Source organism: Paenibacillus sp. EKM10P (assembly GCF_011800655.1).
GTDB classification, from domain to species: Bacteria; Bacillota; Bacilli; order Paenibacillales; family Paenibacillaceae; genus Paenibacillus; species Paenibacillus polymyxa.
The window spans coordinates 605,277-617,821 of record NZ_JAALET010000002.1 but is presented as its reverse complement, the minus strand read 5'-3'; the positions used below and the strand labels follow the sequence as shown (position 1 = coordinate 617,821).

Genomic DNA, 12,545 nt, shown 5'->3' with positions numbered 1-12,545 from the left:
GTCATGGGGAAATCTTGCTGTGCATATATTAGGTGAGTGGACCCAAACGTAAAATATCGTTCCTGCAATGATCACGGTGACGTAATCTATTTTTAAAAAACTAAACATATTTTACGGAGGGGATACATATGATGGTATCAGTCCAAATGCATGTACGAGTTTACGCCGTTTCGCCGATTCCATCAGTCTCCTGAATCTCGGCGGCGGACGACTTCCGGGCATTTTAAAGGCTGTTCTGCCGCATCTGGGATCAAGCAGTTGGTTGAACACGAAGCGGATGCTCTTTAAGCATTTTTCCTTCGGAGACTTTTGAGGAGGGGATTTCATTGGAGAAAGTGGACATTTTTAAAGACATTGCCGAACGCACCGGAGGAGACATCTATCTTGGGGTCGTCGGCGCAGTCCGAACAGGAAAATCAACATTTATCAAGCGGTTTATGGAAACGATTGTACTGCCCAACATTACGAGTGAGGCGGACCGTGCCCGCGCCGTAGACGAGTTGCCGCAAAGTGCGGCAGGGAAGACGATCATGACGACGGAACCTAAATTCGTACCGAATAATGCCGTCCAGATCAAAGTAACGGAAGGACTGGACGTGAATGTACGTCTGGTTGACTGTGTGGGATATGCAGTAGAAGGTGCAAAAGGCTACGAGGATGAAAATGGTCCAAGGATGATCTCTACACCATGGTTTGAAGAACCCATTCCTTTTCAGGAAGCGGCAGAAATCGGTACACGTAAGGTTATTCAAGAACATTCGACACTCGGTGTGGTAGTCACCACAGACGGCACCATTGCTGAAATCCCGCGTAGCTCTTATGTAGAGTCGGAGGAACGCGTCATTGAAGAGTTGAAGGAAGTTGGCAAGCCATTTGTTCTGGTTATCAACTCCACGCATCCACGCAGTGATGAAACACTCCAACTTCGCAGTGAACTGGCTGCCAAGTATGATATTCCAGTCATGACACTCAGCGCGGCGACCATGACGGAAGATGATGTTACGGGTGTACTTCGTGAAGTATTGTATGAATTCCCGGTGCATGAGGTGAATGTGAACCTGCCGAGCTGGGTTATGGTATTGAACGAAAATCACTGGCTGCGTAGCAACTATGAAAATTCCGTTCGTGATACGGTTAAAGATATTCGACGCCTGCGTGATGTAGATCGGGTGGTCAGCCAGTTTATGGAGTATGAGTTCATCGATAGAGCCGGATTAAGCGGTATGAATATGGGGCAGGGCGTAGCGGAAATTGATTTGTATGCGCCTGATGAGCTGTATGACCAGATTTTGGTTGAAGTCGTTGGGGTAGAGATTCGTGGCAAGGATCATTTGCTACAAATGATGCAGGATTTTGCCCACGCTAAACGTGAATATGACCGCTTTGCCGAGGCTCTGGAAATGGTCAAGACAACAGGTTATGGTATTGCAGCTCCGTCACTGGCCGAGATGGCACTGGACGAACCGCAGTTGATTCGACAAGGTACAAGATTTGGCGTGAGGCTTAAAGCGACAGCCCCTTCCATTCACATGATTCGTGTCGATGTGGAATCGGAATTTGCTCCGATTATCGGAACAGAGAAGCAAAGTGAGGAGCTCGTACGCTACCTGATGCAAGATTTTGAGAATGATCCAATCAAAATCTGGGAATCTGACATTTTCGGACGTTCGCTGCATTCTATTGTGCGTGAAGGTATTCAAGGCAAGATTGCCATGATGCCGGACAATGCACGCTACAAGCTTCAAGAAACGCTGGGTCGCATTATTAACGAAGGTTCTGGTGGTCTTATTGCTATCATTCTTTAAGGCTAAGCCATAACCAAAATATGTAAGGGGAATACCGTAGAGAGCTGACTGCTCTTTGCGGTATTTTTTATATTTAATAAAACCTATTTACATACTTGGTTTAACGCGATATATTAAGTATCAAATTTGAAACATATTAGTGGATCGAACGAGGGGGAAACAAATCATGTATATCCAAAAAGGGCTCCAAAAAAACAAGAAGCTAGGGCTCGGAGCCATCATGCTACTGGTGCTGATTATACTGGTCACAGCATGTGGCGCGCCGAAAACAGAGAACGGCGCTCAAGGGACAAGCACTGCAGGAACGAGTACAGGAGACGGAAAAACAGATAGTTCGAATCTAAAGGGTAAACGGGTTGCTTTGATCATGGAGTTTAATACAGGTACGTTTTCGCAGCAGTATGTTCAAGGTGTGGAAGATGAGGTTAAGAAATTTGGCGGTACGCTGACCAAGTTTGTTGCAAATAACGATAAGGCTAAAATGGCTTCTTTGCTAGATAGTGCGATTAACCAGCAGTTTGATGTTATTTTGACTGACCACGGTGACGCATTGCTGGAGCCAGGACTTAAAAAAGCAATTTCCCGCAATATTCCGGTTATCGTGTTCGATGCCGCGGTCAATGTTCCGGGTGCGGTAGTGCTCTCACAGGATGACCAAAGCATGGCGGAGCTGACGCTTGAGCAAATGAAAAAGGACATCGGTGGCAAAGGAAACATTGTGAAGGTATGGGTTGCTGGGTTTGCGCCAATGGAGCGCCGCCAGGTTGCTTATGACGCATTTTTGAAAGCCAATCCAGATATTAAAGAGATTGCAACTTTTGGTTCGGCTCAGAATCCTGCTTTGGATACGCAAGCCAAAATGGAAGCAGTGCTAAAGCAATATCCTAAGGGTGAAATTACAGCAGTGTGGGCGGCTTGGGATGAATTTGCCAAAGGTGCAGCTCGTGCGATACAACAAGCTGGGCGTACGGAAATTAAAGTTTATGGGATTGATATGAGTGATGAAGATTTGCAAATGATTCAGGACCCGAAAAACCCGTGGGTGGCTTCAGCAGCCGTAGATCCAACAGATATCGGGCGCGTACAAGTGCGCTATGCATACCAGAAGTTGCATGGGGATAACCCTGAGGAGAAAGTTGTGCTGAAGGCAGTATATGTACAGCGTGAAGAGTTGCCAGATAAGCAAATTTCCACATCCGAGTTGTCTCAATTTGTGAAAGGATGGGGCAAGAGTGAGCAGGGCTACAAGGATTGGATGAAGGAATATGAAACGTCCAAATAAAATGGATGCATAACGCAAATGCAAAGGCGCGCTTCGGCGCGCTTTTATCATAAGCGGGAGTGAGGGGACATTCATGAGTACACAAGTATATACATTGGAGATGAAGAAGATCAGCAAACGGTTTGCTGGTGTAGATGCGCTGAGAGCCGTGGATTTTACGGTGCAGGGTGGCGAAATTCACGCTCTGCTAGGTGCCAACGGGGCAGGGAAGAGCACATTAATGAAAATCTTGTCAGGTGCGTATCGTTTCGATCAGGGAGCGATCGTTGTGGATGGCAAGGAGCTGATTATTCGTTCACCGTGGGAAGCCAAAAGAGCCGGAATTCACTGCGTGTATCAAGAAGTCGATTCGGCACTTGTGCCTCAGTTAACCGTCGCTGAAAATATTGTAATGGACGATTTGTCTGCACCTGATGGTCGATGGTGGGCTGCACCAGCGTCCATGCGTAGGCGAGCACGTGAGGCATTAGTGCGTCTGGAGGTTGATATAGATGTACGACGATACGTGTCAGAATTGACGTTGGCAGAAAAGCAACTTGTACTCATCGCACGGATTTTGACACAGCGGGCGAATACTATCATTTTTGACGAGCCAACGGCACCGCTGAGCGAGGAAGAAACGAGGCGTTTGTTCCGCACCATTCATACCCTCAAGGATGAGGGAGTAGCATGTATTCTCATCACGCACCGATTGCCGGAGGTCATCGCGCACAGTGACCGTATTACGGTGATGCGTGATGGTGAGCGCGTGTTCTCGGGACCTGCTTCTGATTTAAATGTAGGCGACATTATCACGTATATGCTTGGGAAAACATTTGATGAGGAATTTCCGAAAACAGAGGTACCTATTGGTGAAACGGTATTGGAAGCAAGAGGACTCCGTAAAGGATTGCGAGTTCACGGCGTTGATTTGTACGTCAGACGCGGTGAAATTCTGTCTATTGTGGGTTTGGTCGGTGCGGGCAAGACGGAGTTGTCACGACTACTTACAGGGGCAGACAAGCCCGATGAGGGGGAGCTGACCTTCAAGGGGCGCTTCATTCGTATGCGTGAGCCAGCGGACGCGGTAGCTCAAGGAATTGTGTCCATACCCGAGGAGCGGCGTAAGCAGGGGGTCTTGATTGAGGAGAGCGTGGAACGAAACCTTAGTCTTCCGCTCTTGGGCAAGCTGAGTGTCCTGGGTTTCATCAGTCGGCATAAAGAACGTAATAACGGTAATGGGGTTGTCGCCTCTCTTGGTATTAAGACGCCTTCACTGCGCCAGAATGTTAAGTATTTGAGCGGTGGGAATCAGCAAAAGGTTGCGATAGGAAAATGGCTTCATTCCGGTGCGGATGTATTCGTTTTTGACGAGCCAACCAAGGGTGTGGATATAGGGGCAAAAAGCGATATTTTCCGTATCATCGGAGAATTGGCTGCACAAGGAAAAGCAATCATTTATCTTACCTGTGAATTCGCGGAAGGTATAGGCATTGGTGATCGGATAGCAGTCATGTATGACGGTAAAATAATAAGGGAATTTGCGCGAGGCGAAGTCGAACAGGAACAGCTTCTGTTGTACGCCAGCGGTGGTGAAGAGGTGCATTCATGAAGGAAAAATGGTTAAATGTCTCGTTTCGTTACGGTGCTGTAGTTGTCATTATAGGTGTGTTGGCGTTTTTCTCAGCCACATTACCTTATTTCTGGACGTATGATAATTTGATGGATATTCTTGGCTCCATTGCGATTGTAACTTTCGTGGCCATTGGTGTGACTTTATCACTTATTGTAGACGGTTTTGACCTGTCGGTTGGTGCAACGGTATCCTTGACGACGGTCGTCTCAGCCTCGTTGATGGTCTGGTATGAACAGCCTGTTGCAGTGGTTATTATTGTATCTCTGATTGTTGGAGCTTTGGTTGGGCTGTTGAATTCACTTTTGATTATTAAACTGCGTATCCCCGATTTGCTCGCAACTCTAGCCATTATGTATATCGTTAGCGGGATTCACCAAACATACGCACAAGGCTATACCATCTACAATCATATGCAGTTTCCTGATGGCAGCAAGGCGCCAGGCGAGATATCTCCAGCATTTCTTTTACTGGGGCAGGGTAAATGGTTGGGTATCCCGATTTCGGTTATTTTACTGTTGCTAGCTGTGGCAGCGGTGCATGTTTTCTTGACCTACACAAAGCACGGGCGTCAAATGTATGTAACTGGCGGGAATGAGGAGGCTGCTCGTCTGTCAGGTATACGGGTAAAAAAGGTCCGTACACTGGCCTATATCGCTTCAGGCGTATTTGCGGCAATTGCCGGTATTCTATATGCCTCGCGTGTAGGCTCGGGTCAAATTGACGCTGGCTCTCCCTTACTTATGGAGGCAGTAGCTGCAGTATTCGTCGGTTTTTCAGTGTTTGGTGCGGGTAAACCCAATGTTATTGGTACATTTATTGGTGCAGTGTTAATCGGCGTATTAGTTAATGGGCTGACCATGATGAATGTGCAATATTTTGCCCATGACATTGTCAAAGGAGTAGTGCTGGTGCTTGCGCTGGCTGTTACTTTTTACGTACTGAACCGTCGTCGTACTTGAAATTGTCTGTCGACTGTATTACTATAAACCTTGTTCCACGCAAGAAGGGTGCCATAAAACGCCAGTTTCGGCCTATATGGCGGTGGTTAGGTATATTCTATGTATATTTAACGACGAAACGGAAACAGATGATAACATTATGGAAGGCAGTATGCCGCCCGGGTTATTTTATACAGGCGACTTCATTATCGGTGGAGCACACCGATAACCTTAATGCTGGACTACACTTGAATTGGGAGGTGAATATGTTGAATAAAACGGATTTGATCAATCAGGTTTCTGAGAGCACTGAATTGTCCAAAAAGGACGTAACCAAAGCAATCGATGCAGTATTTGAAGCGATCGCTGGAGCACTGCAAAACGGAGACAAGGTACAACTGGTAGGTTTCGGGAACTTTGAGGTTCGTGAACGTTCCGCACGTAAAGGACGTAACCCGCAAACAGGAGAAGAAATCGAAATCCCTGCGAGCAAAATTCCGGCATTCAAACCGGGTAAAGCGCTCAAAGACGGAATTAAATAAGATTTCTTACATATTCCCAATGCGCTGAAAGGACCGTGAATTTGATTCACGGCCTTTTCTTTTTGTCCTATTTACTTTGTGGTAGAGGTGCTATGGACTGAAGAAGAGGAAGGTGTCTTGCCGTTTCGCGAGGCATAAGCAATCAGCACCAGGGGTTCACCTGTCAGCTCGGCAAATTCATGTTCCAGCCGTTGAAGCTGCTCTATCTGAGCAGGACTGAGATTGGCGGGACGATAGTTTTCCATCCGATCCGTTCCTTTCGTAAATAGATGGGACTGCACAGATAGTATGGCACAGGAAGCACTAATTGTTGCAGGCGCGAGGAAAGCATGTAGTTGACAAAACAATCTTAAATCTCCATCATAAAAATATAGCTTCGGCTCTCAGGGAGGAAAAGGACATGGAAGATAACGTGACGGGCAGCAGTGAGTACGTCGTAATTAAAGCAAAAAGCAACGGATGTCAGGTTTTTGGTCTGACCAGAGGTCAGGATACACGCCTGCATCATTCAGAAAAATTGGACAAGGGTGAGATACTGATCGTCCAATTTACGGATCATACTTCTGCCATCAAAATTCGCGGCAAGGCCGTGGTGATGACCAAGCACGGTGTTGTAGATACGGAGGAGTAAAATGCAGGCATAGCCTGCTTTTTTTTGTTGTACAATGAGAGTGAGGACCTTTACCGTAGCAAACCCACATTATGGGGTAGGGGTCAGGGGAGGCTCTGATGAAACCTTGGATTGTACTCGGTGGTTCCATTCTCATAACCACCGCAGCAGCAATATTGCTGCCGTCCTTACAGATGCTGGACTCGGGTACCGCAGCAGTTCGTGAAACACAGGCAACAATCTCGCCCCAGCAACGAGTGTTGCTGACGGATGACAATCTGGTAGATACACTGAACGAGCTTCCATTGACCACACCGATTGCAAGTGCAAGCTGGGAACATTCTGTCCTGACCCTGGATGTTAAGCTGTCCAAGGAAGAAACCACACCTCTGGAGATTTATCAGAACATGGCGGAGCTTGCCGCCTTTAGCTTTTACGGAACGACGAATGTACGGCAATTGCTGTTGCGGGTGGTGACGCAGGACGAATGGTCAGGAGAACGCCATTTGCTGCTGGCATCCGATATACGCCGGAACGAGTGGACGAACGAGGCATTGGAACAACTTAGAAATCGGGAAGGCGCTGAACTGCCAGAAGATTTGAAATCTCGTTTCCGCATTACAGTAACGCCCATGTGGCAAAACAGGTTTAGCGGTGTATATACAAACTAGATGTTTCTACCGCTGGACCTACAGTACTTTAGTCGCGAATCATTTTAAATTGTGATATAATATAAGGCATTGCAATTATTTGAGTATACCAGAAAGTCATGGCTCGGAGGCTTAGGATGAAACCGTATCGCGTACCTCAATTAGCAAGGAAATATGTGGAATACGACATGATTCAACAACATACGGAAATGCCGGCTTTTCCTGACAGCCGTACCCGTTTGCTGTTTGAGTTTTTGAACCGGAATGCGCAAGGGCTGCATGCCAGTGAGGATGAACTGTACGCTTTGGTTACATCACTTGTGCAGATGGGACTGGATACGCATGATATGATTGATACTTTATCCGGTATACGAAGTCCGGAAGAGATGCGTTCCAGACAGCTAAAAGTGTTAGCCGGTGACTACTTCAGCAGCCGTTTTTATCAGCTACTCGCAATGGCAGGCCGAATCGAGGCCATTTCGAAGCTGAGTGATGCTGTATGTGAAGTGAACGCAGGGAAAATGAGCTTGTACTGGGAGATGAAGCATTTTCGATTGAATGCCGCTCAGTATTTATCTCAGATGGTTTGCTTCAAACAGGAGCTTTTTTTATCATTGACTTCCCTTATTGCAGAACAGGATCAGGAAGTCTGGAAGCAGCTTCTTAATGAATTCGCTGTCTGTGACACGCTGGTGGAGGAATGGGAGAAGCGGACAGAACCGGACAAGTCCCGTTTCGGATATATGTTCTGGCATATTTACGGTAACGGAGACCAGCATGAGCAGGCACTGCTTTCAGAGAGTGGTACTGAAACAGCAGTTTGGCGTAAGCTTGTGCTGAAATACAAAGCCGAGGATGCGATACTGGACAAGCTTCGCACGGCTGTTACACACATCCGGCAGACCCTGTCAGATGAACAAAACACGGGGATTGAGGAATTTGAATGCATGCTTGAGCCTTTCCTGAAGCTGCTAAACAGTTCGCACCCGGTTGTGAGGGAAGGTTAGGTGAACGTCATGGGATCAAGCGACACCAAGCCGAAAGAGCAATTCGTTCATGGCGTGTTTGAAAGTATAGCCGGTAAATACGATCTGATGAACGATATACTGAGCTTTCGTAGACATAAGGCTTGGCGGAAATTTACAATGAAAAAAATGAACATGCATCACGGCGATACGGCAATCGACCTTTGTTGTGGGACATGTGACTGGACGCTTGCGATGGCGCGTGCAAGTGAAAGTGGTCACATCGTAGGATTGGATTTTAGCCAGAACATGCTAAATGTTGGCGAGCGCAAGATTACATCAGAATCCCGCGAAAAGCAAATCAAGCTTGTACGAGGCAACGCGATGGATCTACCTTTTGAAGACAATTCATTTGATTATGCGACGATTGGTTTCGGTCTACGCAATGTACCTGATCTGCGCCGCGTGTTGCAGGAAATGCAACGAGTCGTCAAACCTGGTGGGCAGGTTGTATGTCTAGAGTTGTCCAAACCTACTTGGCAGCCGTTCAAGGGAATTTACTACGCATATTTTCAGCACATCTTGCCCATGCTCGGCAAATTGTTCGCCAAACGTTATGAGCAGTACAAATGGCTCCCTGATTCGTTGGCGCTTTTTCCAGGAAGGGATGAACTGGCTGACATCTTTCGTGAAGTCGGATTGAAGGATGTTCAGGCTCATTCTCTCACCGGAGGCATTGCGGCATTGCATATTGGAATCAAGGAGAGTCAGCATGTTTAAGAAAATTGCTATTTTTTTGGAAATGATTAAAATTGAACATACTTTATTTGCGCTCCCATTTGCATTTATGGGGGCTGTATTGGGGTCAGTTGTCGTGACGGACAACCTTCCCTCATGGCCGCAGATCGGTTGGATCTTGCTGGCTATGGTTGGCGCACGTAGCGCAGCCTTCGGCTTCAATCGTATGATTGACCGTGTGATTGACGGGAAAAATCCGCGTACAGCAGGACGCGCTATTCCGGCAGGGCTGCTCAAATCGAGCGAAGTGGTGATTTTCATCATCGTTAGCTTGTTGTTGTTATTTTGGGCCTCATTCAAGTTAAGTCCGCTGGCGTTCAAGCTGTTCCCGCTGGCCTTTTTTATGCTTGTTTTTTACTCTTACACCAAGCGTTTTACTTGGCTGTGCCACTTTGTACTTGGTTTGACCATTGGTTTGGCGCCGCTAGGCGCGTGGGTTGCAGTGACGGGACAAATGGATTTAACTGCTATCGTACTTTATCTCACGATTGCATTTTGGACCGCTGGATTTGATGTTATTTATGCTTGTCAGGATATTGATTTTGACCAGAGCGAAGGGGTTTATTCTATTCCTGCCCGTTTTGGTGTAGCAGGTGCTCTGAACATCGCCCGTGTGTTCCATGTCATTACGGCGATCGGATTTATTGTGCTGTTCTTTATCGCAGATTTAAGCTGGTGGTATCTGGCGGGCATGATTATTTCATACATTATTTTATTTTATGAGCACTATATCGTATCTCCAAAAGATTTGAGTCGTTTGCAGACAGCATTCTTTACTATGAACGGTGTACTTAGCATTGTCGTATTTGCTTTTACACTGATTGATTTGGTGGTGCGTCAATACTAATGAATAATCAGGTGAGCAACCATCAAGGCAAACGAATCGTTATTGGCATTACAGGTGCGAGCGGAAGCATTTATGGTGTACGACTAGTAGAGACACTGCTGGACTTGCAGTATACAGTTCACCTGATTGTTTCTAATGCTGGCTGGCGGGTATTGAAAGAGGAGCTGGGCTGGAATGTGACCGACCGGGAAGGAGCTTTGAATGAACAATTCGGAGGCCGTCCCGGTTCTCTTGTATACCATCCGTTCACAGATATTGGAGCTTCAATAGCGAGTGGCTCTTATTTAGTAGATGCCATGATTATCATGCCCTGCTCGATGGGGACGTTGTCAGCGGTAGCGCACGGTTCGTCTGATAATCTCATGGCACGTGCAGCAGATGTGATGATGAAGGAAGGTCGTCCGCTAATCCTTGTGCCTCGTGAGACACCGCTACATGCTATTCATTTGGAAAATATGCTTAAGCTTGCGAGACTCGGCGTCAAAATGATTCCGGCCATGCCAGCTTTTTATTTTCATCCAAAGACGCTGGATGATATTGTACTGTTCCTCGTAGGCAAAGTATTAGACAGCTTGCGTATAGAACATCAACTGTTTACGAGATGGGGGGATTCCGATGCCGATACCGGACACCAAGACAATCACAATCGGAAAAATTAAATATACAAACGCTTGGCCTATTTTTCATTACTTTAATCCTTCAAAGCTTCTCCATTCGGCGGAGATGGTCTCCAAAGTTCCGGCTGAATTGAATCGAGGCATGCTGAATGGGAGTTTGGATATGAGTGCGATGTCCTCCTTTGCGTATGCATCAGGTGCTGAGGAAATGCTGCTGTTGCCCGATTTATCCGTTAGTGCAGACGGTCCAGTCCAATCCATTTTACTATTTTCACGCAAGCCGCTAAATGAAATCATTAACGGCACCATTGCACTGACGAATACTTCAGCCACATCGGTGAACTTGTTGAAAATTTTGATGCAAAAGGCATGGGAAGGTCAGCCTACTTACTTTGATTGTGAACCGGATCTTGATTTGATGCTGAAACAGGCAGATGCAGGGCTGCTGATTGGAGATCACGCGATCAAGGCTTCCTGGCGAAGTGAGGGCCTGTACGTAACCGACCTCGGGGAAGAGTGGAAACGCTGGACGGGCTATAGTATGACCTTTGCTGTATGGGCAGTTCGACGTGCTGTTGCTGCTCAGAATCCCGCTGCGGTGGCTGAAATTGCGAATGCGTTCCGCGTAAGCAAGCAGCGTAGTCTGTCTGACCTGACACCTGTTATTTCTGAAGCTTGCAAGGAAATTGGAGGTTCAGAAGATTATTGGGAGCGCTACTTTACGAATCTGTGTTATGATTTTGGAGAGAAGCAACAACAAGGTTTAGAGCTTTATTTTAAGTATGCATATGAACTGGGGCTGCTTGACCGACGAGTGAAGCCGCTTCTCTGGAGTGACAATACGCTGACACGGGTGAAAGAATGAAACGATTGGATTTGTTCGGTTTATTAAAAAAGGATATGAACTTCATAGAAGAAGAGCTGTACCGTAGCATTGACAGTAGGGAGCCGTTGATTAATGATACGTCGCTTCATCTACTTAAAGCAGGGGGCAAGCGTTTGCGTCCCGTATTTGTATTGCTGGGAGGCAAGTTTGGAGAATATGATCTGGACAAGCTCAAGCGCATAGCGGTACCTCTGGAACTGATTCATTCTGCCTCTCTCGTTCATGACGATGTGATTGACGATGCGGAAATGAGACGCGGCCAACCCACCGTGAAGTCCAAATGGGACAATCGGGTGGCTATGTACACCGGAGACTACATATATGCACGCGCACTATCTATTGCTGCTGGGCTGCCGAATCCCGATATTCACCGAGTGCTGTCTAAGGCGTTGGTGCAGATGTCGATTGGTGAAATGGAACAAATACGTGATTTTTTTAATGTGGATCAGAGTGTACGCAATTACTTGCTTCGCATACGGCGCAAAACAGCATTGTTGATTGCGGTCAGCTGCCAGTTGGGAGCTATGGCTGCAGGAGCACGGGAAAGAGTCAACTCACTGTTGTACAGCTATGGCTATAACGTAGGTATGGCTTTTCAAATTCAGGATGATTTGCTTGATCTGTGTGGAACAGAAAAAAAGATCGGCAAGCCGCCAGGCAGTGATATGAGACAGGGCAATATTACACTTCCGGTCATTTATGCGCTTGAACAACCCGAACTGCGGGATGATCTACTGGCTGAAATTCGGCGAATTCAGGATGGGGACGGGCAAGGAGACGCCCGTAAAGCGGTGGATATGATCAAAAAAAGTGAAGGAATCGCTAAAGCTGAAATTCTCGCTGACCGATATATTAATAAAGCGCTGAACGCGCTGGACTTACTACCAGATGTCAAAACAAAAAAGACGCTGCGCGATATTGCTCATTTTGTAACACGCCGCTCCTACTAAAGTTGTATTTTAGGTTTGCTGTGACAAAATACTTTAACCG

The 12,545-nt window shown here is 46.8% G+C and carries 16 protein-coding genes; 15 read left to right on the top strand and 1 reads right to left on the bottom strand.

The window, feature by feature from the left end; genetic code table 11:
* Positions 1-150 precede the first annotated feature (150 nt).
* The 7 genes from HFE01_RS08225 (at position 151) to HFE01_RS08200 (ending at position 6,182) form a co-directional block, all read left to right on the top strand.
* Positions 151-288, top strand: coding sequence for a hypothetical protein (locus tag HFE01_RS08225; RefSeq protein ID WP_013371690.1), 138 nt, complete (start codon positions 151-153; stop codon positions 286-288).
* 38 nt (positions 289-326) lie between these two features.
* On the top strand, positions 327-1,805 hold the full coding sequence (gene spoIVA, locus HFE01_RS08220) for a stage IV sporulation protein A (RefSeq protein WP_017427540.1): 1,479 nt from the start codon (positions 327-329) through the stop codon (positions 1,803-1,805).
* 166 nt (positions 1,806-1,971) lie between these two features.
* Positions 1,972-3,087 (top strand): sugar ABC transporter substrate-binding protein, encoded by a 1,116-nt coding sequence (locus HFE01_RS08215; RefSeq protein WP_019687870.1) that lies wholly within the window; start codon positions 1,972-1,974, stop codon positions 3,085-3,087.
* A 73-nt stretch (positions 3,088-3,160) separates the two neighbouring features.
* On the top strand, positions 3,161-4,678 hold the full coding sequence (locus tag HFE01_RS08210; RefSeq protein ID WP_107733422.1) for a sugar ABC transporter ATP-binding protein: 1,518 nt from the start codon (positions 3,161-3,163) through the stop codon (positions 4,676-4,678).
* A complete protein-coding gene (locus tag HFE01_RS08205; protein ID WP_016822216.1) occupies positions 4,675-5,661 on the top strand; it encodes an ABC transporter permease in 987 nt (328 codons plus the stop codon). The genes HFE01_RS08210 and HFE01_RS08205 overlap by 4 nt, the downstream gene beginning before the upstream one ends.
* A 76-nt stretch (positions 5,662-5,737) precedes the next feature.
* On the top strand, positions 5,738-5,869 hold the full coding sequence (locus tag HFE01_RS27580) for a hypothetical protein (protein ID WP_258013985.1): 132 nt from the start codon (positions 5,738-5,740) through the stop codon (positions 5,867-5,869).
* Positions 5,870-5,909: 40 nt separating this feature from the next.
* Positions 5,910-6,182, top strand: a complete 273-nt coding sequence (locus HFE01_RS08200; RefSeq protein ID WP_014599981.1) for an HU family DNA-binding protein — start codon at positions 5,910-5,912, stop codon at positions 6,180-6,182.
* A gap of 71 nt (positions 6,183-6,253) precedes the next feature.
* Here the strand turns inward: HFE01_RS08200 and HFE01_RS08195 are convergent, their stop codons facing one another.
* Entirely contained in the window at positions 6,254-6,529 is a 276-nt protein-coding gene (locus tag HFE01_RS08195; RefSeq protein WP_107733423.1) for a hypothetical protein, read from the bottom strand.
* A gap of 53 nt (positions 6,530-6,582) precedes the next feature.
* Between HFE01_RS08195 and mtrB the strand changes: the two genes are divergently transcribed.
* From mtrB to HFE01_RS08155, 8 genes are all read left to right on the top strand, one after another.
* A complete protein-coding gene (gene mtrB, locus HFE01_RS08190) occupies positions 6,583-6,813 on the top strand; it encodes a trp RNA-binding attenuation protein MtrB (RefSeq protein WP_025365133.1) in 231 nt (76 codons plus the stop codon).
* 98 nt (positions 6,814-6,911) lie between these two features.
* On the top strand, positions 6,912-7,463 hold the full coding sequence (locus HFE01_RS08185) for a hypothetical protein (protein ID WP_017427544.1): 552 nt from the start codon (positions 6,912-6,914) through the stop codon (positions 7,461-7,463).
* 116 nt (positions 7,464-7,579) lie between these two features.
* Positions 7,580-8,449 carry a heptaprenyl diphosphate synthase component 1 gene (locus HFE01_RS08180; protein WP_025365132.1) on the top strand — a complete coding sequence of 290 codons (870 nt, stop codon included), beginning with the start codon at positions 7,580-7,582 and terminating at the stop codon, positions 8,447-8,449.
* A gap of 9 nt (positions 8,450-8,458) precedes the next feature.
* Positions 8,459-9,187, top strand: coding sequence for a demethylmenaquinone methyltransferase (locus tag HFE01_RS08175; protein ID WP_017427546.1), 729 nt, complete (start codon positions 8,459-8,461; stop codon positions 9,185-9,187).
* Positions 9,180-10,052 carry a UbiA-like polyprenyltransferase gene (locus HFE01_RS08170; RefSeq protein ID WP_016822211.1) on the top strand — a complete coding sequence of 291 codons (873 nt, stop codon included), beginning with the start codon at positions 9,180-9,182 and terminating at the stop codon, positions 10,050-10,052. Before HFE01_RS08175 ends, HFE01_RS08170 begins: the two co-directional genes overlap by 8 nt.
* A complete protein-coding gene (locus tag HFE01_RS08165) occupies positions 10,052-10,711 on the top strand; it encodes a UbiX family flavin prenyltransferase (protein ID WP_016822210.1) in 660 nt (219 codons plus the stop codon). The genes HFE01_RS08170 and HFE01_RS08165 overlap by 1 nt, the downstream gene beginning before the upstream one ends.
* Complete coding sequence (locus HFE01_RS08160; RefSeq protein ID WP_025365131.1) at positions 10,668-11,534, top strand: menaquinone biosynthetic enzyme MqnA/MqnD family protein; 867 nt, start codon at positions 10,668-10,670, stop codon at positions 11,532-11,534. The genes HFE01_RS08165 and HFE01_RS08160 overlap by 44 nt, the downstream gene beginning before the upstream one ends.
* A complete protein-coding gene (locus HFE01_RS08155) occupies positions 11,531-12,505 on the top strand; it encodes a polyprenyl synthetase family protein (protein WP_016822208.1) in 975 nt (324 codons plus the stop codon). Before HFE01_RS08160 ends, HFE01_RS08155 begins: the two co-directional genes overlap by 4 nt.
* The last annotated feature ends 40 nt before the right edge of the window (positions 12,506-12,545 follow it).

Coding starts and splice junctions, on each gene's coding strand:
- HFE01_RS08175 (WP_017427546.1), top strand. CDS start 8,459: ATGGGATCAAGCGACACCAAGCCGAAAGAGCAATTCGTTCATGGCGTG.
- HFE01_RS08205 (WP_016822216.1), top strand. CDS start 4,675: ATGAAGGAAAAATGGTTAAATGTCTCGTTTCGTTACGGTGCTGTAGTT.
- HFE01_RS08225 (WP_013371690.1), top strand. CDS start 151: ATGTACGAGTTTACGCCGTTTCGCCGATTCCATCAGTCTCCTGAATCT.
- HFE01_RS27580 (WP_258013985.1), top strand. CDS start 5,738: ATGGCGGTGGTTAGGTATATTCTATGTATATTTAACGACGAAACGGAA.
- HFE01_RS08185 (WP_017427544.1), top strand. CDS start 6,912: ATGAAACCTTGGATTGTACTCGGTGGTTCCATTCTCATAACCACCGCA.
- HFE01_RS08180 (WP_025365132.1), top strand. CDS start 7,580: ATGAAACCGTATCGCGTACCTCAATTAGCAAGGAAATATGTGGAATAC.
- HFE01_RS08160 (WP_025365131.1), top strand. CDS start 10,668: ATGCCGATACCGGACACCAAGACAATCACAATCGGAAAAATTAAATAT.
- mtrB (WP_025365133.1), top strand. CDS start 6,583: ATGGAAGATAACGTGACGGGCAGCAGTGAGTACGTCGTAATTAAAGCA.
- HFE01_RS08165 (WP_016822210.1), top strand. CDS start 10,052: ATGAATAATCAGGTGAGCAACCATCAAGGCAAACGAATCGTTATTGGC.
- HFE01_RS08210 (WP_107733422.1), top strand. CDS start 3,161: ATGAGTACACAAGTATATACATTGGAGATGAAGAAGATCAGCAAACGG.
- HFE01_RS08170 (WP_016822211.1), top strand. CDS start 9,180: ATGTTTAAGAAAATTGCTATTTTTTTGGAAATGATTAAAATTGAACAT.
- HFE01_RS08155 (WP_016822208.1), top strand. CDS start 11,531: ATGAAACGATTGGATTTGTTCGGTTTATTAAAAAAGGATATGAACTTC.
- HFE01_RS08215 (WP_019687870.1), top strand. CDS start 1,972: ATGTATATCCAAAAAGGGCTCCAAAAAAACAAGAAGCTAGGGCTCGGA.